This window comes from Gottfriedia sp. ABJ_BB2_2 (assembly GCF_055484705.1).
In genome coordinates, this window is the sequence record NZ_JBVFKR010000001.1 from 314,860 (window position 1) to 336,912 (window position 22,053).

The 22,053-nt window shown below is 31.2% G+C and carries 25 protein-coding genes; 5 read left to right on the forward strand and 20 right to left on the reverse strand.

The window, feature by feature from the left end; all coding sequences use genetic code 11:
• Window positions 1-16: 16 nt before the first annotated feature.
• Entirely contained in the window at window positions 17-982 is a 966-nt protein-coding gene (locus tag ACX6U0_RS01715) for a ring-cleaving dioxygenase (protein WP_464958281.1), read from the forward strand.
• 63 nt (window positions 983-1,045) lie between these two features.
• Here ACX6U0_RS01715 and ACX6U0_RS01720 read toward each other — a convergent pair whose 3' ends face one another.
• The 7 genes from ACX6U0_RS01720 to ACX6U0_RS01750 form a co-directional block, all read right to left on the reverse strand.
• Entirely contained in the window at window positions 1,046-1,507 is a 462-nt protein-coding gene (locus tag ACX6U0_RS01720) for an SAM-dependent methyltransferase (RefSeq protein WP_464958282.1), read from the reverse strand.
• A 182-nt stretch (window positions 1,508-1,689) separates the two neighbouring features.
• Window positions 1,690-2,391, reverse strand: a complete 702-nt coding sequence (locus tag ACX6U0_RS01725) for a hypothetical protein (protein ID WP_464958283.1) — start codon at window positions 2,389-2,391, stop codon at window positions 1,690-1,692.
• A complete protein-coding gene (locus tag ACX6U0_RS01730) occupies window positions 2,388-3,263 on the reverse strand; it encodes an ATP-binding cassette domain-containing protein (RefSeq protein ID WP_464958284.1) in 876 nt (291 codons plus the stop codon). Before ACX6U0_RS01730 ends, ACX6U0_RS01725 begins: the two co-directional genes overlap by 4 nt.
• Before the next feature lie 12 nt (window positions 3,264-3,275).
• Window positions 3,276-3,647: a GntR family transcriptional regulator gene (locus ACX6U0_RS01735; protein ID WP_464958285.1), complete on the reverse strand. Its 372-nt coding sequence runs from the start codon at window positions 3,645-3,647 to the stop codon at window positions 3,276-3,278.
• 293 nt (window positions 3,648-3,940) lie between these two features.
• Window positions 3,941-4,789 carry a P-loop NTPase family protein gene (locus tag ACX6U0_RS01740; RefSeq protein ID WP_464958286.1) on the reverse strand — a complete coding sequence of 283 codons (849 nt, stop codon included), beginning with the start codon at window positions 4,787-4,789 and terminating at the stop codon, window positions 3,941-3,943.
• A gap of 155 nt (window positions 4,790-4,944) precedes the next feature.
• Window positions 4,945-6,645, reverse strand: coding sequence for a M3 family oligoendopeptidase (locus tag ACX6U0_RS01745; RefSeq protein ID WP_464958287.1), 1,701 nt, complete (start codon window positions 6,643-6,645; stop codon window positions 4,945-4,947).
• Window positions 6,646-6,686: 41 nt separating this feature from the next.
• Complete coding sequence (locus ACX6U0_RS01750) at window positions 6,687-7,091, reverse strand: hypothetical protein (RefSeq protein ID WP_464958288.1); 405 nt, start codon at window positions 7,089-7,091, stop codon at window positions 6,687-6,689.
• A gap of 226 nt (window positions 7,092-7,317) precedes the next feature.
• On the opposite strand from ACX6U0_RS01750, the gene ACX6U0_RS01755 reads away from it, so the two are divergent.
• Window positions 7,318-8,913, forward strand: a complete 1,596-nt coding sequence (locus ACX6U0_RS01755) for a peptide chain release factor 3 (protein ID WP_464958289.1) — start codon at window positions 7,318-7,320, stop codon at window positions 8,911-8,913.
• A gap of 33 nt (window positions 8,914-8,946) precedes the next feature.
• Here ACX6U0_RS01755 and ACX6U0_RS01760 read toward each other — a convergent pair whose 3' ends face one another.
• The 8 genes from ACX6U0_RS01760 to ACX6U0_RS01795 form a co-directional block, all read right to left on the reverse strand.
• On the reverse strand, window positions 8,947-9,858 hold the full coding sequence (locus ACX6U0_RS01760; RefSeq protein WP_464958290.1) for a DMT family transporter: 912 nt from the start codon (window positions 9,856-9,858) through the stop codon (window positions 8,947-8,949).
• On the reverse strand, window positions 9,855-10,424 hold the full coding sequence (locus ACX6U0_RS01765; RefSeq protein ID WP_464958291.1) for a GNAT family N-acetyltransferase: 570 nt from the start codon (window positions 10,422-10,424) through the stop codon (window positions 9,855-9,857). The genes ACX6U0_RS01760 and ACX6U0_RS01765 overlap by 4 nt, the downstream gene beginning before the upstream one ends.
• A gap of 238 nt (window positions 10,425-10,662) precedes the next feature.
• Window positions 10,663-11,571, reverse strand: a complete 909-nt coding sequence (locus tag ACX6U0_RS01770) for an SH3 domain-containing protein (RefSeq protein WP_464958292.1) — start codon at window positions 11,569-11,571, stop codon at window positions 10,663-10,665.
• A gap of 168 nt (window positions 11,572-11,739) precedes the next feature.
• Window positions 11,740-13,212 (reverse strand): DHA2 family efflux MFS transporter permease subunit, encoded by a 1,473-nt coding sequence (locus ACX6U0_RS01775; RefSeq protein ID WP_464958293.1) that lies wholly within the window; start codon window positions 13,210-13,212, stop codon window positions 11,740-11,742.
• A 410-nt stretch (window positions 13,213-13,622) separates the two neighbouring features.
• Window positions 13,623-13,871 (reverse strand): DUF3243 family protein, encoded by a 249-nt coding sequence (locus tag ACX6U0_RS01780; RefSeq protein ID WP_464958294.1) that lies wholly within the window; start codon window positions 13,869-13,871, stop codon window positions 13,623-13,625.
• Between the two features lie 177 nt (window positions 13,872-14,048).
• Complete coding sequence (locus ACX6U0_RS01785) at window positions 14,049-14,912, reverse strand: DegV family protein (protein ID WP_464958295.1); 864 nt, start codon at window positions 14,910-14,912, stop codon at window positions 14,049-14,051.
• 178 nt (window positions 14,913-15,090) lie between these two features.
• A complete protein-coding gene (locus ACX6U0_RS01790) occupies window positions 15,091-15,723 on the reverse strand; it encodes a DUF6944 family repetitive protein (RefSeq protein WP_464958296.1) in 633 nt (210 codons plus the stop codon).
• A 185-nt stretch (window positions 15,724-15,908) separates the two neighbouring features.
• The gene (locus ACX6U0_RS01795) at window positions 15,909-16,061 is read right to left on the reverse strand and encodes a hypothetical protein (RefSeq protein ID WP_192601840.1); all 153 of its coding nucleotides are present in this window, start codon (window positions 16,059-16,061) and stop codon (window positions 15,909-15,911) included.
• 191 nt (window positions 16,062-16,252) lie between these two features.
• Here ACX6U0_RS01795 and ACX6U0_RS01800 point away from each other — a divergent pair, with 191 nt between their 5' ends.
• Window positions 16,253-16,762: a hypothetical protein gene (locus ACX6U0_RS01800; protein ID WP_464958297.1), complete on the forward strand. Its 510-nt coding sequence runs from the start codon at window positions 16,253-16,255 to the stop codon at window positions 16,760-16,762.
• 104 nt (window positions 16,763-16,866) lie between these two features.
• Here ACX6U0_RS01800 and ACX6U0_RS01805 read toward each other — a convergent pair whose 3' ends face one another.
• From ACX6U0_RS01805 to ACX6U0_RS01825, 5 genes are all read right to left on the reverse strand, one after another.
• Window positions 16,867-17,484 carry a rhomboid family intramembrane serine protease gene (locus ACX6U0_RS01805; protein ID WP_464958298.1) on the reverse strand — a complete coding sequence of 206 codons (618 nt, stop codon included), beginning with the start codon at window positions 17,482-17,484 and terminating at the stop codon, window positions 16,867-16,869.
• A gap of 154 nt (window positions 17,485-17,638) precedes the next feature.
• Window positions 17,639-18,559: a serine hydrolase domain-containing protein gene (locus ACX6U0_RS01810; RefSeq protein WP_464958299.1), complete on the reverse strand. Its 921-nt coding sequence runs from the start codon at window positions 18,557-18,559 to the stop codon at window positions 17,639-17,641.
• Window positions 18,560-18,572: 13 nt separating this feature from the next.
• Complete coding sequence (locus ACX6U0_RS01815) at window positions 18,573-19,190, reverse strand: NUDIX hydrolase (protein ID WP_464958300.1); 618 nt, start codon at window positions 19,188-19,190, stop codon at window positions 18,573-18,575.
• 227 nt (window positions 19,191-19,417) lie between these two features.
• Entirely contained in the window at window positions 19,418-20,185 is a 768-nt protein-coding gene (locus ACX6U0_RS01820; protein WP_464958301.1) for an exodeoxyribonuclease III, read from the reverse strand.
• Window positions 20,182-20,796, reverse strand: coding sequence for a 3'-5' exonuclease (locus ACX6U0_RS01825; RefSeq protein ID WP_464958302.1), 615 nt, complete (start codon window positions 20,794-20,796; stop codon window positions 20,182-20,184). The genes ACX6U0_RS01820 and ACX6U0_RS01825 overlap by 4 nt, the downstream gene beginning before the upstream one ends.
• A 167-nt stretch (window positions 20,797-20,963) precedes the next feature.
• Between ACX6U0_RS01825 and ACX6U0_RS01830 the strand changes: the two genes are divergently transcribed.
• On the forward strand, window positions 20,964-21,362 hold the full coding sequence (locus tag ACX6U0_RS01830) for a CidA/LrgA family protein (protein ID WP_464958303.1): 399 nt from the start codon (window positions 20,964-20,966) through the stop codon (window positions 21,360-21,362).
• On the forward strand, window positions 21,352-22,035 hold the full coding sequence (locus ACX6U0_RS01835) for an LrgB family protein (RefSeq protein ID WP_464958304.1): 684 nt from the start codon (window positions 21,352-21,354) through the stop codon (window positions 22,033-22,035). Before ACX6U0_RS01830 ends, ACX6U0_RS01835 begins: the two co-directional genes overlap by 11 nt.
• Window positions 22,036-22,053 lie beyond the last annotated feature (18 nt).

A 22,053-nucleotide genomic window follows, 5' to 3' on the forward strand; every position in this document is an offset into this window, starting at 1 on the left:
TAAAGGATTGGTGAAGATGGAATTATTAGGACTACATCATGTATCATTACTTACTGGAAAAGCAGAAAAGAACTTTGAATTTTATACAAAAGTATTAGGATTGAGACTTGTAAAAAAGACTGTAAATCAAGATAATACATCTAGTTATCATTTGTTTTATGGAGATGCCAAAGCGAATCCTGGTACAGAAATAACTTTTTTTGATATTCCGGGATTAGGTAATACATATCATGGTCATTCTAGTATTTCTACAACATCATTACGTGTACGATCAACAGAATCATTACATTATTGGAATAGCCGATTTAAACTGTTAGGAATTCATCATGAGGAAATCAGTAAAAGAGCGAATCGTGATACTCTTGCTTTTCAAGATTATGAAGGAACACGACTAATTTTAGTTGCAGATAATGGAGAGCCAGGTGTCCCAGCTGGAATTCCGTGGAATCAAACAGATATTCCGACAGAGCATGGAATAGTAGGATTGGGACCTGTAACCTTAACAGTAAAGGATGCTGCACCTACAATAAAAACGTTAACTGAAGTTTTAGGTTTCAGGCAAATCGGCACATATCCATCCCCTGCTGAAAATCAGCCTGATATTGAAGTATTAGCTACAGGAATTGGAGGTTCTGGTGCAGAAGTTCATGTAGAAAGTCGCCCAGATCTACCAAGAGAAAGACCTGGACGTGGAAGTGTTCATCATGTTGCCTTTCGAGTGCCAAATGAAGAAGAATTTAACAAGTGGGCTGAAAAGATTGAATCATTAGGTTTTATCAATTCAGGAAAAGTCGAAAGATATTACTTTAAAGCATTATATTTTAGAGAACCAAATCATATACTATTTGAATTATCTACCGATACGCCTGGATTTGCAGTAGATGAAACAATGGAATCTTTAGGAGAACAGCTAGCTCTACCTCCATTTTTAGAGCCAAAAAGAGCAGAAATCGAAGCTAGTTTACGTCCATTAGAATTTTAATCAATGAAAGCTAAAGAGAAGACATTGTATATGCAGTGTCTTCTCTTTCACTAAATGAATCCTTTAATCCCAATAATTCTCCATTAATTCAGTTGACCATTTTGGTTGTTTTATTTCACCTTTGGGAAGAAATTCTTTCATTATTGGTTTGATATCAATGATTGGTGTTCCATTTATTGCATCCAATCCTCTCACCGTAATTTTACGTTCATTATGACTCAATAGTTCGACTGAAGTTAGGCCTAATTTATTTGGACGATTTTTCCCTCTTTGAGAAAAAATCCCAACTTTCGGATAACTTAGATTATTCCTAGGATGTCTAGCATTATATTGAATTTTATCATCTGAAACTTTATCAAAATAAAAAATAATCTCTAAATGAGAAAAATCGGTAATCCCGCTAAGTGCTAATTCACTGACTTCTTCAACTAATTCAATTTCAGATATGATAGTACCCCAATGATCATCTTCTATTTCTTTTCTAGAATTCTTCACATAAGCAATTGGTTTAATTGTAAATGACATAAGCGTTTCTCCTATCGTTTAATATAATTTGATTATACAGAAATTTTACAGGATTCGCATAATTATACTCTACTTCATTTAACATTCGATATTAATGCCCCTAGAACCCTACACTTCAAAGTATGTAAAACGTATTTTTTATAAGAAAAAGTATGCCTTTACCGGCATACTTTTTTTGAAATTTATCCTCTGCTTTTCATTTTTAATGGCGCATTTTTCATCATTGGGAATGTTAATGACTGGAGTAGCATTCCAACAATACCTAAAATAGTAAAAGTCATTAAAACATTCGTGTCTAATATCCACCCAAAGATTGTTGAATTATATCCAGTTATTGAAGATAACGTAATGAGGATACTGATACCTACTAGTAAAATTAGAAAATTTAATACACCTAGTCTTCTAATCAGAACTGCAATTAGAGACGATATTCCAAGAATGAAAAATCCAATCATTAAATCAATCCAATAATAGGAGAAAAAATGATAATTGTTTGAATACCATTGACCTGCATGAAAAAATTGAAATTTGTTTATACCTCTATCAAATAATAAATTCATGATTAAATATAGAACATTCAAAAATGTAATACTACATACAACCATAAGAGAAGCCATCACATTATATGACTTTAAAAATTGTACTCTTGTACTCCCAAGTCCAATTGCAACCTGAATTGGAATGACTAGACCTGCGACTGCAAATGTACAAATACCGCCAAAAGTTGGCCCAAACAATGCAGCTTCCGTTCCTGAGGGAATGTTAAACATAACACTTATTAGAAGATAGATGAGTGATAATCCTAATGTAATTGTGGAAAATAACATAAAATACCAACGCAAATCATCAAATATTAATAGATAAGTACCCTTAATTGAATTCATGATTTCACCTCAGTCTTTTTACTCGTAACATTTATTAAATAATCTTGTAAACTAGCTTTTTCAATTGTTAAACCATTTTCTGACGCGATTGATTTCCAGTGATTAGAAAAGCTTTCATCTAGCATTACTTTAAGTGTTGAACTGATTCTAGATGATTCGATTATTCTTGCATTAGAAGTAACCTTTTCAATCATTTCACCTTTACCAGATAAAATAACCCCTTTTTCTCTCATTTCTTCAATTTGTTCGTGGAATAAAACTTTCCCATCTTGGATTACAATAAGTGATTCACAAAGTGGTTGAATTTCCTCTATATGATGCGTGGAGATTAAAAATAAACGAGGATGTTCTTCGTAACTCTCTAATAATGCATCATAAAATTGTTTTCGTTTTACTGCATCCAAACCATTTGTAGGTTCATCTAGAATTGTAATTTGAGCATTGCTTGCTAAACCTAAAATGATTTGAGAAGCAGATTTCATCCCTTTTGAAAATTTAGAGATTTTTTTCTTATACGGTAGTTCAAATAGATCGATGAGTTTTTCGGCAAACTTTTGGTTCCAATTTGGATGAAAATAGCGACCATATTTACAAACGTCTTCTATTTTCCAATTTTGACCAAATGGATGATTTTCTTGTATATAACAAATATTTTCTAAAGCCTTTAAATTATTATATGGTTCTTGACCTAATACATTTATTTGACCTACTAGTGGTTTGGAGTGCCCTGCAAGTAAACTCATTAATGTTGTCTTCCCAGATCCATTTCTACCCCATAAACCAATAATGCTTGGTTCCGTTTCATGTAAATTAAAATTTGATAAAACTGGTGTTTGATGATAACCATAAGTCAAATTTTTTACTTGAATCAATCTATACTCCCCCTATTTTGAATCCATTTTTGTTTTAATTAATTCAATGACCATTTGTTCATCAAGATGAATTCGATTTGCTTCTTTTAATAAAGGTGCGACATATTCTTCATAAAATTGCTCTTTTCGCTCTATCATTAATTTTTCTTTTGCTCCTTTAGAAACAAACATACCAACACCTCTTTGTTTATAAATGATTTCCTTGACAACCAATGCTTGGAGACCTTTTCTAGCTGTTGCAGGATTAATATTATAAAAACGTGATAATTCATTTGTTGAAGGAACTTGCTCCTCCTCCTTTATTCTGCCGTCAATAATTTCATCCATAATTAATGCGGCAATTTGCTGAAATAATGGCTGAGATTCATCTAATGTTGGTTTCATTAGCAGCTTCCTTTACTTGTTAGTTATTTGGTTAGTTACTCATGTAACTAACTATACTACCTAATAAATGATATGTAAAGACTTTCGAAAAAGTACGCCTAAATGAAAAAAATCTATTTTCAATTTGAAAATAGATCTGCAGTCTGCATGACAAACGCTCGATATCTTAACTTCCGTGCTCATAGCGGAGGTAACGCCGCTCCAAATAGGCTTATTTAGTTTTTTCTTTACATTTACAATTCTTATTTTAATGATGATAGCCCTACTCCAAAATGAAGTAGGGCCAAATTTTATTAAAAATGTAAACGGATAAGATCCCTTAAAGTTGATTGATAACTTTCAAGATCATAGTTAGAATTATTGACAACTTCCATTTTTATACTAAGTTCTTCTAAGATGTTTACTTCTAGCTGTTTTCTTGCCTCAAGAATCCTTAAAGTACCTTCTAATCCCGTAAAATTATTTTTACTTCCAAACGCTTGGTTAGCATAATAATTTACAAACCCTTCAAACCATTCTTTTGGTCTTTCGTTAATGGCCTTTTTAAATGAAAATGTTAGATCATCTTGATTAACATATAGTAATAATGGATTTAGACATTCAATTACATTTTCTAGCGATTTTATATATTGAATGACATTTTCTTTGCTTGTATTATATTTAATCATTCCAACTGTTATTGGATTTTGAATAAAACAACATTCAAATATCGTTATTTTTTCGCTTTTTTGTGCTTTTTCAGCAAATGCTTGCCATCTTTTTTCGATTAAATGTTGATTTTGCTTAAGGGGTAATTCATATATATCTTTATTCATTAATGCATCTAATAATTCAGGTGTAAGTTTTATACCTAATATATGTTGTAGTTTTTGATAAGGAATTAAATACCCAGATTCATATTCTTCCATATGAAGTTTAATTATTTCACTTTGATGCTCATGTTCTATTAATAATTGTTCCATTTCTGACTTCGTAAAGAAAGCTACGCCTTCAAAATCAGCAGGATGATTTAAATCACCTTCTAAGAAAAGTTCTGCTTCTACATTCAGTTCTTTTAAAATGTCATATACTAATCTAGCAGTAGTTGACTTTCCAAAACCTGGTAATCCCTCAACCAATATTAATTTTGTTTTTGTGCTCAATACAGTGTCCTCACTTTAACTTTTATTTTCTTTTATATTAAGTTTGTATACTCCACTGTATTCACCTCAAATTAATTTAATATACTACTAGTATACTAGAATACGCTTCCATTAATAAATAAAAATTTGATGTCAATTCAATATTTCAGCGTTACTTATTTCAAGTTTAAAGCTAATTCAATATCATCTAGTTCATTTTTTATGATCGGCAATATCGTTTCTAAACAACCGTTATCAAATGGTGAAATCATACTGGACTCTTCTATTATCGTTAAAAACGAATTGCTACCTCCAGCTTTACAAATTTTAAGAAATTTAGAGAAAGCTACTTGCTCATTCGCTTTAAATAATGACCAAAGTTGGAAGGCACAAACTTGAGCTATTGCATAATCAATAAAGTAAAAAGGTGTTTTATAAATTAGTGTCTGCTGTTGCCAGAATCCACCTCTTTCCAAATAATCATTTCCTTCATAATCGCGAAAAGGCAAATATTCTTTCTCAATGTTCCTCCACTTTGCTTTTCTTTCATTTGGAGTCAGTTCTGGATTTTCATAAACAATATGTTGAAACTCATCAATAGCAACACAATAGACTAACCAGTCAAGTGCTTCATGTAAGTGCAGATATTTATATTTATTCGCGTCTTTTCCGAAAATTCGATCAAGCGATTTCCATCCAAAGAGCTCCATACTCATTGAGAAAATTTCACACGCTTCATATGTGGGATAATGATAGTCAACTAATTCTAAATTTTGACTAGAATATAGTTGAAATGCGTGACCTGCTTCATGAAGAAAAACCCGAACATCATCGGAAGTTCCATTGAAATTGGCAAAAATATAAGGTGCTTTATATTTAGGAATATATGTGCAATAACCCGCTCTCGCTTTATCAATTCTAGTCTCTACGTCTAAAAGATTATTTGATTCCATAAATTGATAAAATTCTGCTGTTTCAGGTGAAATCTCTTTAAAGACATGTTGAAATTCATGAATAATCCATTTGATATCTCCATTAGGTTCGGGGTTTCCATCTTCAAACAATATATCTAAATCATAATAATGTAATATTTCAAGCTTTAAACGATCTTTCTGATTTTCTTTCAAATTTATTAACAAAGGAACGATTATTTTCTTCACTTGCTTTCTAAAGATACGAATCATTTCTGAATCATAACCAATTCTTAGCATGCGTGCATAACCTAATTCAATAAAATTTTTATAGCCTAACTTTTGAGCAATTTGTGTTCGCTTTTTAACTAAATGATTAAATATTTGATCTAATTCTTCTTCATGCTGTTCATAAAAACCATATCTAGCATGAACTGCTTGCTTTCTTATATCCCTATTGGTATTTTGTGAATACGCTCTTACTTGAGTTAAATTCATCTCTGTCGAAAGAAAATTTATTCTTGCAGATGAAATAAGTTTCGTATATTGACTAACTAATCTATTTTCTTCCACTAGATCTTCAATAATGTTTGCAGAAATTGTTTTCGTATGTAGCTCCGCAAGAGAAAAGAATTGTTTCCCAAAAATATCTTCTAATTGTTTTCTATAACCACAGTTCACAAGATTTCTAAAATAATCGATTAATAAATTTTGATATATAGGATAAGATTCATCATAAAATGTTTGTTCCGCGGAATAAAAAGAATCACTTGTATTTCTCATGAATTGTAAATAAGCCAGATTCATCATACTTTCGAATTTTGATCTTAGCTGATTTATTTCACGAATGATATTACTTAATTCTTCGGTATCATTTGACCGCTTGAATTGAAAAAGGAGTTGGTTTATATCTTGTTCCAATTTTTTAATATTTGGCCTTTCATATTTAAATTTCTCGAAATTCATTCTTTTTCACTACCTTTTGTATTTTATTGGCTGTATTCAACTCATTCACGAAACCCTCTACCAATCACCTTTAATGTTTCTGCATCAATATAAACCACAATATCACCTAAAATTTCTTCATTTTTTGTACTATATGTCACTTTAAAAACTTCATTCCCATCATATTTATCATTTACTAATCTAGCAGTATCTTTTGATACGAATGTTTTCTGAACCATACCTTTCGCATCATCATTCCTTAAATCTTTTATTTCATAACTTGTTAAATCACCTTTAGCAATTTTTTCTGCTTTTGCAGCTTCTGGAGAAATTTCTTTTGGTACAACACATTTTGTTTGTTTCGTATGTTGACCATATTTATTTTCATGAATATCTCGAGAATTCCATTCAATTAATCCAAGTGTTAAGATAAAAAAAATAATGATAAAGATAAATTTTAAATTCATTTAGTTCCCCTCCGATCAGTAAGGAATATATCAATATTTATTCCATATGAAATATAAAATTTCCTTTTATTGGAAGTGCACTTTCATTTAAGAACTTTTTGGCAATAATGAAGGTACTATAACTTTTTTACTATGTTGTTTCATCGAGAGAGTAATTCTTGTATAATAGAAAAGATGTGAAATAATTAACTTACTATTTTTGTTTTTAGAAAGGACTTTATAATAGATGGCAAATAAAGATTTAATCAACCAAGTTGCAAAGCGCCGTATTTTTGGGATCATTTCTCACCCGGATGCTGGTAAAACAACTTTAACCGAAAAATTATTATTACATGGTGGAGCTATTCGTGAAGCTGGTACTGTAAAAGCACAAAAAAACTCTAAATATGCAAAATCTGACTGGATGGAAATTGAGAAACAACGTGGGATTTCTGTTACTTCTTCAGTTATGCAATTCGAATACGATGAAAAAATGGTATCAATTATGGATACTCCGGGTCACAATGATTTCGGCGAAGATACATACCGTGTACTAACTTCTGTTGATAGTGCAGTGATGGTAATTGATGCTGCTAAAGGGATAGAGGCGCAGACGAAAAAGCTTTTCCAAGTATGTCGTATGCGTGGAATTCCAATCTTTACATTTATGAATAAATTAGATCGACAAGCAAAGGATCCATTAGAATTAATGGAAGAACTTGAAGAAGTTCTTGGAATGCCTTCTGTAGCTGTAACATGGCCAATTGGTAGTGGTATGCAATTTGAGGGTGTATATGATCGTCTTGAAAATGAGGTTCACCTTTTCAGAAAAGATGAAGTCATTAAGCTTGGAAAAGATGGTGTTCATGGACCTGAATTAGAAGCTCATCTAGAAGCAACAAACCTTGAGAACTTAAGAGATGAAGTTGATCTTTTAGAAGGTGCTGGGAATGAATTTAATCTTGAATTAGTACAATCTGGTGAATTAACACCTGTATTTTTCGGGACTGCATTAGTTGATTTTGGTGTTACACCATTCTTAAATCACTTCTTAGATATGTCACCTGCTCCTGGTCCACGTAAAACAATTAATGGTGAAGTCAATCCGACAGATGAAACATTTAGTGGGTTTATCTTTAAAATCCAAGCAAATATGAATCCGGCACACCGTGACCGAATTGCATTTGTACGTATTTGCTCTGGTGTATTTGAACGAGGAATGAACGTAATGCTTTCTCGTACTGGAAAACAAATCAAACTGAGTCAATCTACGCAATTAATGGCAAATGATCGTGAGACAGTTGATAAAGCATTTGCTGGGGATGTAATTGGTATTTATGATTCGGGAACATATCAAATTGGTGACACAATTACGGCTGGGAAACAAAAATTATTCTTCGAGCCATTACCTACCTTCCCACCAGAATTATTCTTACGTGTAAGCCCGGTAAACTCATTAAAGTCTAAGCACTTCCATAAAGGTGTCGAGCAATTAGCCCAAGAAGGTGCGATTCAAGTTTATAAAAATGAATTTAATGAAGTTATCCTTGGAGCAGTTGGTCAACTTCAATTTGAAGTATTTGAATATAGATTAAAAAATGAATATGGTTCTGATATTCGTAAAGATCATGTTGATTATAATATTGCACGATGGGTAAAAACTGATGATGTAAAAGGTTTAAAAAAATATCAAGATATGCGTAATATGCTTGTATATGACCGCTTTGAACGTCCTTTATTCCTATTTGCAAATGAATTTACATTCAATCGATTCCAGGAACGCCATGAAGAGCTTGAGCTTGTAGAAGCACTTGATGTGAATAATGAAATCGCTCCAGAATAATCAAAAAAGTGGCTGAATCATTCAGCCACTTTTTTATGCCTTTTTTGAAGAATAATTTATAGTCGATTGTTGTTTAGGCTCTTTTATCGATAAATAAACAGCTAAAATAATTAACAAACTACCTACATAAAATGAAATTTTTATCGATTCGTTCAATAAGAAAAAGCCAAAAATTGTTCCGATGAGTGGTTGGAAAAAGAAAAACAATGAACCCGTAGACGTATCAATAAATTCAAATCCTTTATTCCACAAATAAAATGCCCCAGCCGTAGCAATTGTTCCTAAAAATATAACACCCATCCAAATCCAAAAGTTAAGTGATAATGAACTAGAATTTTGAACTTGTTCAAAAACTGTAAATGGAATTGTAAAAATCACACCAAATACAGTAGCCCATGTAGTAACTGTTAGAGAAGAATATTTTTTAGTTTGTGCTTTACTTAAAACTGTATATAATGCCCATGTTATTGCTGCTCCAAATAAGATAATATTACCATAATAAGCACCGTAATCTGTGTTTCCTGTTGGTATACCAATCACTACGATTACACCTATTGTCGCTAACACCAATGAAATGATTTTACGATTATTTATTTTTTCTTTTAAAATGAGAAATGCAAAAAATGAAATCAATGCAGGTGAAGCTGACGTTATTAGAGATCCCATTGCAGCTCCAGAAAGCTTTGTTCCGATAAATTGAAGACCGATTGAACCTGAGTAGCCAACTAAACCAATAATTGCAATTGGTAATAAGTCTTTCTTATCTATCTTCCATGAATTTTGAATGATACAAATAATTCCTAAAGTAACTAGCGCTAATAAAAATCTCATTTCAAGTAAAAGCCATGGTGAAATATGATCTAATACAACCTTACTGACAACATAAGTCATACCCCAAATACTTGCAGCTGAAGATAAATAAACTGCACCTTTAAAGAAACTCATTCCTTTTTCTCATCTCCTACCCTACTCCATTCATTTTTTGTTAATTCGAAAACAAATTCGTTCACTATTTGACCTTTAAAGTGACTATTTTCAATTTTTTTCAATAGACGAAATCCCATTCTTTTTAGAAGTTTGATTGAGGAGTCATTCTGTTCAACAGCGATCGCTTGTATATTCTCCTTATGCAAAACGTTAAATAGATGATTAATTAACCCTTTTAATGCTTCTTGCGCATAGCCTTGTTTTTGATATTGTGGATCTAATGTGAATCCAATCTCAGTTGTATTTAGTGGTAGCTTTAGAGTATGGATACCAAAATCTCCTATCAGTCTTCCACTTTCCTTATGTTCAATTGCTACTTGTACCCATGAGTCTGGAATATTTGGGATTGCAATTTTTTGTTTTTCAATAAAAGTATTTGCTTGTTCGTATGTATAATTCTGCCAACCTTGATATTTTGCGACATCAGGATTAGCTCGATATTGATAAAAGTATTCTAGATCTTCATCTTTAAATCTTCTTAATTTTAATCTTTCGGTTTCAAGTTCAATAAAATTTTGTACCATGTAATCACCTCTAATGTTAAAAATCAATTCACGCTAGCTTTTTTATTATACTTTGAAAATTCAAAATAAGTATATCGATTTTATCATCATAACACGGCTCGTATAAAAAGATTGTTAAAATTGATAAAATCTTCTTACATTTCTTCAAATGAACCTCCAGTCCTTCACTTTTCTACGTCCATTTTTACGCATTAATAAACAAAAAAATACTGATCATTAATTGACCAGTATTTTATAGTTAATAGTTTGTTACTTTATTAAATGGCGTTTGAATAATAATTGGTTTTTTAGTTGGGTCGAGCCATTTTAAGATAGAAATTACATTTGTTTTAGAAGTTGCAGTACAACCTGCTGTATAACCAGAAGATCCAGCAATGTGGAAGAATATAGCACTTCCTTTATCAGGTGTTCTTGTTAGATTGTAATTGATCACAAATCCATAATCATAAAGGCTAATATTCATCTTTTCAGCACTATTCCATCTGCCATTGTTTTTAGAAGCTAATTGCCAAGTATTATAAAGTGTACTTTTGGAATCGTCTACCCACACATCATCAGCTGTTATTTTTCTATAAGGTAATTTCGTACCTGGATTACTCTGTCTTCCGAATGCTTTTGTGATCGTATATTTTCCTTCTGGGGTTTCATTATCACCTTCATGTTTATTAGAAATCATTCCATTTTTCCCAATAACGCCTGCAAATGTATTACGTTTTTTCCAACCACTTTCGTATTTTTCGAATGTCTCAATCACAACATTTCTTGTACTTTCATTATCTGCAGTAACAATAATTAGTTGTTTAGACGTACCAAGTGTTTTCATATTATTTACAGTTGAAGATGCTATTCTACTTGTAGACTTTCTGATATATTTACTTGAAGCCCACCCAGTTTTTGTACCAGCAGTTATTTTATACCAACCAGTTTTACTACTTATAATGCTTACAGTAGCACCTTTTTTAATTGTGCCAACAACCTTATAATCAGTACTAGGTCCACTTCTGATATTTAAGATAGTAGCAGTTACGGTACCTTTAATGGTAGCTGCTTCTACAGTTTTAACATTAGACGCTATCATATTTAGGTTTAATAATCCACCAGTAAATATAGATAAGGCTAATGCTGCTTTTAAAATTCGTTTGTTCATGCGATCGCTCCAATATGTATTTTATCTATGTTGCCTGAGCTTTCATTATACATAATTAATGTTTACAAACTGAGGACATTTTCATTACAAATTAATGTTCAAAATGCTTTTTACATTTTCTAGATAAAAAAACAGAAGCTCGTTTAAGCTTCTGTTTTTGAAAATATATTAATGACCAACCATCATGCTTGATTTTGTTTCTTCATCAAGTTCACCTTGATCAATATCACTTACCACTGGTTTACGTAAGATAATTGATAATACAGCACCTGCTAGAGCAATTCCTGCCGCTAGTAAGAATGTATCGCCGTATGCAGAAATCATTGCTTCTAAAGGATTTGCGATCTTCGTCATATAATCCTTTGTACTAGATGTTAGGAATCCAGCCATACCTGCAACCGCAAATGAAACCATTACTTGTTGTGCTGCTGATGTTAAAGATGTAACTCGACTTACTAAATGTCTTGGAGCAGATTGTAATACGTGAGTATTGATTGCCATCATTGAAATACCCATTCCAGCACCCATCATTGCAAGTGTAAGAATAATAAAGACATTTGTTGATTCAAGTGTGATTGTGGAGAATAAATATAATGAACCTGTAATCACTGTTAAACCAACTAATGCAAGTGGTCTTGCACCAACTTTATCATATAATTTTCCACCGATTGGCATCATTAAAGCAGATGCAACAGCTTGTGGAAGCATAATTAAACCTGTTTCAAAAGCGCCATAGCCTTTTACAGTTTGTAAATATAAAGGAACAATTAAGAATGAACCAAATAATGCGATTTGCATGATCCATGTAATTAAGATACTTCTTGTAAAATCAGAAGACTTAAACACTCTAAGTTCTAAAAGTGGTTGTTTTTGTCTTAATTCAACAATGATAAATAATAATAAAGCTACTCCACCTATAATTAATCCTGTTAATGTCCCAGTAGATGTCCAGCTAGTAGAACTTTCACTAACACCATAAGCTAACATTGAAAATGCGATTGGTGCAAGGATGATTCCAAATTTATCTAGTGAAGGAACTGTTTTTGTTTCGAAATTCGGTAAATATTTCATACCAACGATCAAAGCAATAATACCTATTGGTAAATTAATTAAGAAAATCCAGTGCCAAGTTGAGAATTCAACAAACCAACCTGAAATGACTGGGCCTAATGCTGGAGCTAATAGCATTGGGATTCCAAGCATTCCCATAATTGAACCCATTTTTTCTGGAGGTGCTAAACGGAAAATAATAGCCATACCAATTGGTGCTACCATTCCTCCACCTAATCCTTGAATAATACGATAAATAATAAGTTGTTCAGGTGACTGTGCTACTGAACATAACACTGAACCGATTGTAAAAAATAATATTGTAATTAAAAAGATACGCTTTGCACCAAAACGATCTGACATCCAACCTGCAAGAGGAATAACTGCAGATAAAGCTAATGTATAACCAGTAATCGTCCACTGCATTGTATCCAAGTCAGATTTGAAATACTCTACAATTCCTGGCATAGCTACGTTTACTACAGTACTATCTAAAATAACCATGATCATACCAATAATTACCGCCATTACAGGACCGATAATTGTTTTGATATTAAAAGGCGTTTCTACAGCCTCATTTGTCTTATTCATATGCCAACCCCATTTCCCCTAATATATAAAACATAAATAATGACATTCTGAAGTACTTTACCATAGATTTATGAATTGAATATGAACTGATGTTTTCTAATTATGAAAACAGAAAATTAATCATACAAAATAATACGATAAAAGTAAACAACAAAAAGTGTACTTGAACAAAGAACAGTATATAAGATTAGTTAGTTTACTTCAAGTATATTTTTGTTAATTTATTTAATAAAATTGTTGATTTATTTATTGCACCCTATCTGCTTATTCTCTTGTGTGTATCACTTAAAATCAAATTATTAACTAACTTATCGATCGATTTACAACTTTTCATTCAAATAAAAAATAAAATAGCCCCTGTAAAAAAATTACAGGGCTATTGTTTACTATATTATCATTTATCAATAATATTATTTATTTTTTACGTATTTAATCATTAAATTTGCAATTGTATGCTGCTCTTGCTCATCTGCAACAGTCCATAAATCCTTAAGAACTTGCTCTTCAGCATTTTTAGGATCTACTTCATTTGCTAAATAATCGCCTAAGCGATAAGCCATTTCAGAAACAGCTCCATCAGTAAGTCCTTTTTCGTTTGAAGCATCTAAACGATTACCTAAAAAATCTTTCCATTGATCCCAATTATCTAAAATTGACATTTTTTTCACCCCACCAATGTATTTGTAAAGATTACATAAATACTATTTACTTATTTAGAACTAAATATGTATGAATTATTGTCCGGGGAATATTTTCAGAATATTAGGAATACTTTCGACATAAAACAACCAATTTCATTTAAGTTCAACGAAATTGGTGTTTAAGTGCGTTTTGTGTTAGTTTTTGTCTGAATTCATAAAGAAAATTGCTAATGTTCCTGGCCCAGCATGTGCGCCAACTGCAGAACCAATCGAATGAATAATGAACTCTTTACATCCAAACATCTCGCTCATTGCATTTTTTAATTCGGTTGCTCTCTCAATATCATCACCATGGGAAATACCAATCAATTGATTAGATAAATTTACACCCCTAGACTCCATTATTTCAAGCATTCTTTTTAAGACTTTTTTTGATCCTCTAATTTTTTCTAATGGAATTAATTTCCCATCTTCAACATGGAGGATTGGTTTAATATTTAATAAATTACCAACAAATCCAGCAACTTTACTTACACGTCCACCTCTAACTAAATATTGTAAATCATCGACAGTAAAAATATGTTCAATATGATTGATTGAGTGATGAATTTGATTCATTATTTCCTCTTTAGACTTACCTTCACTAGCAAGGATTGCTGCCCTAACTGCAGCTAAGCCTTGTCCAATTGATGCACATTTTGTATCAACAATTTCTAAATCAAATGCAGGGAATTCATCAACAATTTCGTTTTTCACCATAACTGTAGATTGATATGTACCTGATAATTCAGATGAGAAGGCTAAATAAATACAAGGAATATTCTCTTTTGCATATTTTAAAAATGTACTATGTATTCGATCATAAGATGGCAAAGATGTTTTAAATACTTTTCCATTTCGCATTTCTGAAAATAAAGTCGATGAATTTAACGTCTCACCATCTAAATACTCTTTTTCATCTTCAGAATATACACGTAACGGGATCACATCGATTTGATATTGTTCCAATACTTCCTTAGGCAAATCTGCTGCGCTATCAGTTATTATTTTTACATTCATACTTCTTACCTCTATCTTTTTAATTTTATCTTTATTTTCTCATAAAATTGCTTAAATGAATAAAAAAATGTTTTTTAATTTTAAATATATCGTCAAAGTTGTTATAAATAAGTATTTACTATCAATTTTTTTACATTTTAATGTTACATTTCTCAATATTGATGATCTTATTCTCGTATTATTTTGGGTAATAACCATAATGAGGAGTTTTAATTTCCTCTTCCGATTCTATTGAATTGGTTACAGCTAATACGATAAGAATTGAGCCTAAAACTTGTACCCAACTACCAAAAAATAATAGTTGTTCTCCAATCGTGTCATGATCATTAAGAAGTGCGACATTACCTATGCCATCAATAAGTGCTCCTATCGCAATTAATTCATTTCCGAAGACTTCAAATTTTACTAATACACCTTCCTCATGTCTAGCACCTTTTGCTTCAAATGATGCACCTATTGTTTGGATGACACTTCCTAAAGCATTTAATCTTTCGCCTTGTTCGATTGCGCCACTGATTTCTAGTTCCGTTGCAAGTGTATTAGTTGCATTTCCTGCAGCTTGAATCCAACTGCCTAACAAAATTGTTAATAAATGCTCATTATTTCCTCTTTCACTTTTAATTAATTTTTCTCTACCAACTGACTGAATTGAATTTCCAAATGCTTCTATTGCATTTCCTTTTGCAAACAATTTTTTTCCAAAGTTTGTGCCTATATGATGTTTACTTGTAACGCCTACAGCTGAGGTCACTGTTCCAAATAATAAAAACCATGCGCCAGTTATAATAAGCTCCTCACCTGCATTCCTCATTCTTACACCTCCAAATGTATGTAGATATTTATCTTATTCAATATAAAATTTAATTGACAATATTTAATGTATTTAATATTAATATTTTGAATAAAGCTATGGTAAGACAAGTACTATCATTAAAATTAAAAAATTTTTTCAAAAAAAATTGAACTCTAATCTAATGTTAGAGTTCAATTTCATATTTACTGAATTCGGTTTTTAAACGCTTCTTCTGTTACAATATAATCTTCTTCACGATCTTCATGTTTGCGATCTTCTGGTTCTACAAGTGAACCTTGTGGATGAGTCGGTTCATGACCTTTTTTCTTATGATTAAAATGCTTCCCACGCGCCATTTTTTATTTCCTCCCTCTACAAAATAAATCATTAATAATATGGTTATATAGTTGTTATTTTATTGATGGTAAATGTTTCAATGAGTACGTGTCCAAATATTAGTACATTTAGTAAATAATGGAATTCAAACTTTTCTAATGATAAAAGAATTGATAAAATGAGAAGATAAAAATGAAGTTGAGGTATTTGGATGGATAAACAAATTGCAATACATATCGCTAACCAAATTGATCATTGGACGAAATCAAATCAGTCTTTATATGAAATCCAAAAGATTGAATCTAAATACAATACATTAATGAATTTCCAGCAATGGGCTGATGGCAAGCCTGTTATTGCAGCATATCATTTACAAAAAATTGAAGAAGAAAATTATTATTTATTATTAATTGATTGGCATAGAAATGATCAATATTATCTGGTCATATATGTAGGAAACAAATCAACGACTGCAGCAGAAATTAGAGAAGTAAAAAATCTAAATGGGAAAGACCATTTAGTTTGGAAATATAATCCACTTAAACGCGATGGTAAAAATGCTGAACGAAAAGCTTACTTTAAACAAGTTTTTGGGTCCCTTTTCGTTGAAATTCCATTACCTGATACAAAAGATAAAATTGAGGATTTCTTTCATCAAATTTATCAATTATGTAGAAATCGACAAAAAGCTGATCGTATTACAGAAGTTTTTGACTTTTAATTAAATAAAGAACAAATCAAAAAAAACAAATGAGTTAAATATTTCATTAACCCATTTGTTTTTTATTACTAACTAATTTTTAATATTTATTGTTTTCTTTACGGTTAAACATTCAAAGAATGCTTAAATGTTGAAGCTTTATTTAAAAGAAAAGGTGAAATCATAAACCCGATACCCATTCCAGCTAAATGTCCAGTTAAGCTAGATGAAGGTATAATAAATGAAGAAATTAAACCGATTGCTATAAATGTTAAGATAAATTTCCGGTCATCGAGTAAAAGCATACTCTTTCGAAATAAAATGATGAATAGATAGATTCCTAAAAAACCATACCCAACTCCTGAGGATCCCGAGCTCACAATATTTGATGAATAGACTAAATGAAGTACAATCCCTGTTAACAAAGCTGCAATTAAATAAAAGAATAAAAATTTTACAGATCCAATTGCGCTTTCTAATGGCCTTCCTAGAATAATCATGAATGTCATATTCATAAAAAAATGAGTATAATTTCCATGCATAAATGCATATGATAAAAGTCTCCAAAATTCACCATGTTTCACTAAGTCGTATTGATAGCCACCAAATTTTAAAATATTTTCCGTTGTATATCCCCCGGATATCGTTGTTAGTAATGCTATAAATGAACAGATACTAACCATAATCGTAATGATTGGATATTTTTTAATAAACGTTTTAAAATCTTCTCTAACTAAAAACATTCGAAGTCATCCTTTCAGGAACATTTCAACATTAGGCTTAAATCATTTCTTTTACATTTAATTCGACATTTATGATGTAAATTCCTATTTCCAAAATCTGCATAATATTATTAGATAGATAATTTTACCTTCTATTAAACCTACACATTATTTTTCATTGTTGAAAATATTTCCTGAATAGCTTCAATGGTATAAATGAGTCAATATACTTTGCGCAATTAAACACAACAACTAATTTTTGCTCTGGTGAAACGATAATATATTGACCTCCATATCCCATAGCAAAAAAGATTTGAGGATTATTTATTTTTAGTTCTTCATTTAATAAAACCCACCAATGATATCCATAAGAACCAACATGATCATACGTATGATATTTCGCTGTAGTTGATTTGTCTATCCATTCACTAGAAACCACTTGTTTTTCTAACCAAACACCTTTTTGCATCATTAAAATACCGATTTTTAACATATCTTTTGTAGCCAAGCTCAATCCAAATCCACCAATATTAATTCCTTTTGAATCTTCATGCCAGACATATTCTTGAATCCCTAAAGGCTTAAATAGCATGGTTTCTGCAAAAATTGATAATTTAGTTTTAGTTGCTTTTTGAATAATTGCACTTAAAAGTTGAGAGGCACCAGAATCATAATTCATTTTTTCTCCAGGCTGAGCAATTATTTTTTTCTCTAAAATATAGTTAATCCAATCCATACTATTGATCATCGGAAATGGTCTTCCATTCCATGCGCCCCATTCGGGCCATTCATAACCAGCAGTCATTGTTAATAAATGTTCAATTGTAATATCCTTTTTACTTTGATCAATTGTGGGAAAATACACTGAGATCGGTGTTTGAACACTCTCAATGATACCTTTATCAATTGCAATTCCAATTAATATGGATAGGATACTTTTTGTAACTGAATTAATTTTAAATAACTTTGACTCACTCTTTAGATTTTTATAATATTGAAAAGAAACTTCACTTTCCTTATAAATCAAGCAAGCTGAAATTCGTTCTTTTTTAATTTCATTTTCTAATTCTTTAAATATTGATGTAAAACTATTCAAATTCTGTCTCCTTTTAGTCAAATACGGTTTCTTTATTTGGATCCCTTAAATATTCAAAGAGTAATTGAATTTGAGATTCTGTTACTCTACTTACTGATAATTTAGGTAATGCATGTACTGAAAAAAAATCAATTTCCTGGGTTTCAATCCCTATTATCGGTTCTCCACCTATTATGTCACATTGAATAAACATTTTATAGTAATGATAGGCTTGAGGTGGATGTGGATGTTTATTCATATCAAGAATTGCGAGCAATCTTTTTGCTTTCACTTCATACCCTGATTCTTCTTTTATTTCTTTTATGATATTTTCAGAAGCCGATAAACCGACATCACAAAATCCACCTGGCAAAGACCATTTATTGTCATTTTTTTCTCGTACTAGCAAGATTTGATTGTCTTTAAATACAACTCCTCTCACATCAACTTTTGGCGTTTGGTATCCCTTATCTTGATGAAATAAATTTAATACTGACTCCATCTCTAATTCACTATATTCTGATAAAATTTCAGCACTTAGTTTTTGTAATTGCTCATATCGCTCAATGTCAAATACGTCTTTAGAGAAAGCTAATCCATTTTTTGAAATCGATTGAATTTTCATTGCCCATTCTATCCATTTATGACTCATTTTTAGACCACCTTATTGTTAACTTCGATCTGTTTAAAGTTTTTCCTTGTTTAATTCTCAGTGTTCTTTATAATTGGATCGAGAAGTAGACTTAAATCGCATTGCCGACATTTTCTTCCTGTGCTGTCACTTCAATCTTTCCAATCATTGTTTAAAGATAATCCACAAAAGCAATTTAATAAAAAAAGCTCTATATAAAATATGAGCTTTTGTACAAATTGTATAGCTTATTTAATTAGTTTATCGTCTAAAGTTAATATAATTGGACAATGATCACTTCCCATTATATTAGAATGTATTTCTGAATTTACTAAATTACTTTGAAGTCTGTTCGAGATGATGAAGTAGTCAATTCGCCAACCGATGTTTCTTTCTCTAACCTTATTCATATATGACCACCAAGTATATGATCCTTCTTTTGTAGGATTCACATATCGGAATGAATCAGTAAATCCATTTTCTAGAAGTGTTGTCATTTTCCCACGTTCTTCTAGTGTAAAACCAGAATTTTTACTATTTGATTTTGGATTGGCAAGGTCTATTTCTTGATGTGCAACATTTAAATCCCCACATAAGATAACAGGTTTATGAGCATCTAGTTTTTTTAAATATCCACTAAACTCATCTTCCCAGCTTAATCGAAAAGGTAGTCGGGCTAAGTCTCTTTGAGAATTGGGTGTGTAAACATTCACCATATAGAAAGTATCAAACTCTAACGTTAGTACACGTCCTTCAATATCTTCTTCTTTTCCATTAAAACCATAATATACATTTAGAGGTTTGTGTTTGGAAAAAATAGCAGTTCCAGAATATCCTTTCTTAACAGCGGAATGCCAAAACTGATGATACCCTTCAAAATCTAGCGTAATCTGATCTTCTTGGCATTTCGTTTCTTGAATACAAAAAATATCTGCATCTTGTTCATTAAAATACTCTAAAAATCCTTTTTGTACACATGCTCTAATTCCATTTACGTTCCAAGAAATAAATTTCATACTTTCTTCTCCAATTTTCGTTTCGGTTTTACAAGTGATGATCTATATTCAAATTGGTTGATTTGGCCAAAATATATATTGGTTTTTTCGTATAAATCTTCCAAGCTAATTATTTCATTTTTCATTGTAAGATGTAGAAAAATTCGTGCACAAGCTTCTGCATCTGCTAAAGCATGGTGATGATTTTTTAACATAATCCCAAATTGATTAGATAATACATCTAAAGAATATCGACTTTGTTTCGGTAAAACTTTTTTGGCTAATTGCAGAGAACATAATAAATTATTTTCAACAGACGGAATACCATACCTTGATAAATTATCCTTTAATGCATATCCATCAAATGGTAAGTTATGAGCTACTAATGTTTTTCCTGACAGTTTATCTTGTATCGAGCGATAAAATTCTGGAAAAGTAGGAGCATCCATTACATCACCTGGTCTAATTCCATGAATTGAAATATTCATAGAATAAAATTCTTCTTCTGGGTTTATTAAAGAGTAGATTTGATCAACAATGACTCCATTTTCTACAAATACAAAACCAGCCGCACAAATACTATGACGATTATAATTGGCTGTTTCAAAATCAAAAGCGACAAAAGAATTCATTATACAACTTCCCCTATATGTTTTAATAAATCTATTATAAACCGTTTTTCGTAAACATGCATTTTTTGTGAGGATAATACTGTATTCTTACAATTTCGTGCCATTTCATGTACAATATATAGATTATTATTTTCATAGAACAAATTCAGTTAAAAAGGATGTTGAATATGAAATATGCTTATATAATCGTTCAAATCGGTTTTCTATACTGTTTAAACTTTATCGGTATTACGATACAAAACAAATTTCATTTAATGATCCCAGGTAGCATTATTGGTATGTTTATATTATTTGCTTTACTAAACATCCCTATATTTAAAGAAAAATGGGTTCGAGAAGGAAGCAATTTTTTAAATAAGCACTTAACATTATTTTTCATTCCAGCAACAGTAGGTATCATTCAATATTCTTCTTTATTTAAAGGGTCAGGACTCATTTCAGTTATGATTGTCTTAATCAGTACGATTATTACAATGGTTTTTTCCGCTACATTAAGTTACTTTCTTTCTTCTCGTAAAGATCAGAAAAAGGAACTGTTAGTAAGGAGAGAGTTGAATGGCAAATAGTATACTGTTTATCGCTATCACGATTATTTTGTATTTATTAGCAAAAAAACTGTATTCACATTATTCATTTCCTTTACTTGTCCCAATTACGACATCTACCTTTGTCATTATACTTTTCTTAAGTAATTTTCATGTATCATATGAAAGTTATATGAATGGTGGTAAATGGATTCATATGATGCTAGGACCAGCAGTCGTGTCATTTGCTTATCCATTATTCGAGCATAAAGAACGTTTGAAGACTCATTTTCTATCTATTATTATCAGTGTTTTTACTGGAACAATCATTGGTTTAATTTCCGGGGTTTGTTTATCGATCTGGTTAGGGTTAAAGAAAAGCGTGATTCTATCATTAGCAGCTAAATCTGTCACTACACCAGTTGCGATGAGCATAACATCAATAATTGGCGGAATCCCATCACTAACAGTAGTATATGTCATGATTGCAGGAATTTTTGGAGCGATATTTGGACCTTATATTCTAATACTTCTTAAGATAGATCACCCAGTTGCGATTGGCGTTGGATACGGCCTTGCCTCGCATGGGATTGGTACTGTGAAAGCAGCTGAATATGGGGAAGTTGAACAAGCGATCAGTTCAATCACGATGACTTTGAGTGCTATTTTCGCTTCATTAATCTGTCCGATTTTTATCCATTTTTTCATAAAATAAATAAAAAATGCCACAGCT

Coding starts and splice junctions, on each gene's coding strand:
- ACX6U0_RS01765 (WP_464958291.1), bottom strand. CDS start 10,424: ATGGTACAAAATTTTATTGAACTTGAAACCGAAAGATTAAAATTAAGA.
- ACX6U0_RS01800 (WP_464958297.1), top strand. CDS start 16,253: ATGGATAAACAAATTGCAATACATATCGCTAACCAAATTGATCATTGG.
- ACX6U0_RS01785 (WP_464958295.1), bottom strand. CDS start 14,912: ATGAATGTAAAAATAATAACTGATAGCGCAGCAGATTTGCCTAAGGAA.
- ACX6U0_RS01805 (WP_464958298.1), bottom strand. CDS start 17,484: ATGTTTTTAGTTAGAGAAGATTTTAAAACGTTTATTAAAAAATATCCA.
- ACX6U0_RS01715 (WP_464958281.1), top strand. CDS start 17: ATGGAATTATTAGGACTACATCATGTATCATTACTTACTGGAAAAGCA.
- ACX6U0_RS01790 (WP_464958296.1), bottom strand. CDS start 15,723: ATGAGGAATGCAGGTGAGGAGCTTATTATAACTGGCGCATGGTTTTTA.
- ACX6U0_RS01760 (WP_464958290.1), bottom strand. CDS start 9,858: ATGAGTTTCTTTAAAGGTGCAGTTTATTTATCTTCAGCTGCAAGTATT.
- ACX6U0_RS01745 (WP_464958287.1), bottom strand. CDS start 6,645: ATGAATTTCGAGAAATTTAAATATGAAAGGCCAAATATTAAAAAATTG.
- ACX6U0_RS01830 (WP_464958303.1), top strand. CDS start 20,964: ATGAAATATGCTTATATAATCGTTCAAATCGGTTTTCTATACTGTTTA.
- ACX6U0_RS01720 (WP_464958282.1), bottom strand. CDS start 1,507: ATGTCATTTACAATTAAACCAATTGCTTATGTGAAGAATTCTAGAAAA.
- ACX6U0_RS01820 (WP_464958301.1), bottom strand. CDS start 20,185: ATGAAATTTATTTCTTGGAACGTAAATGGAATTAGAGCATGTGTACAA.
- ACX6U0_RS01775 (WP_464958293.1), bottom strand. CDS start 13,212: ATGAATAAGACAAATGAGGCTGTAGAAACGCCTTTTAATATCAAAACA.
- ACX6U0_RS01750 (WP_464958288.1), bottom strand. CDS start 7,091: ATGAATTTAAAATTTATCTTTATCATTATTTTTTTTATCTTAACACTT.
- ACX6U0_RS01735 (WP_464958285.1), bottom strand. CDS start 3,647: ATGAAACCAACATTAGATGAATCTCAGCCATTATTTCAGCAAATTGCC.
- ACX6U0_RS01770 (WP_464958292.1), bottom strand. CDS start 11,571: ATGAACAAACGAATTTTAAAAGCAGCATTAGCCTTATCTATATTTACT.
- ACX6U0_RS01755 (WP_464958289.1), top strand. CDS start 7,318: ATGGCAAATAAAGATTTAATCAACCAAGTTGCAAAGCGCCGTATTTTT.
- ACX6U0_RS01825 (WP_464958302.1), bottom strand. CDS start 20,796: ATGAATTCTTTTGTCGCTTTTGATTTTGAAACAGCCAATTATAATCGT.
- ACX6U0_RS01835 (WP_464958304.1), top strand. CDS start 21,352: ATGGCAAATAGTATACTGTTTATCGCTATCACGATTATTTTGTATTTA.
- ACX6U0_RS01815 (WP_464958300.1), bottom strand. CDS start 19,190: ATGAGTCATAAATGGATAGAATGGGCAATGAAAATTCAATCGATTTCA.
- ACX6U0_RS01795 (WP_192601840.1), bottom strand. CDS start 16,061: ATGGCGCGTGGGAAGCATTTTAATCATAAGAAAAAAGGTCATGAACCG.
- ACX6U0_RS01725 (WP_464958283.1), bottom strand. CDS start 2,391: ATGAATTCAATTAAGGGTACTTATCTATTAATATTTGATGATTTGCGT.
- ACX6U0_RS01780 (WP_464958294.1), bottom strand. CDS start 13,871: ATGTCAATTTTAGATAATTGGGATCAATGGAAAGATTTTTTAGGTAAT.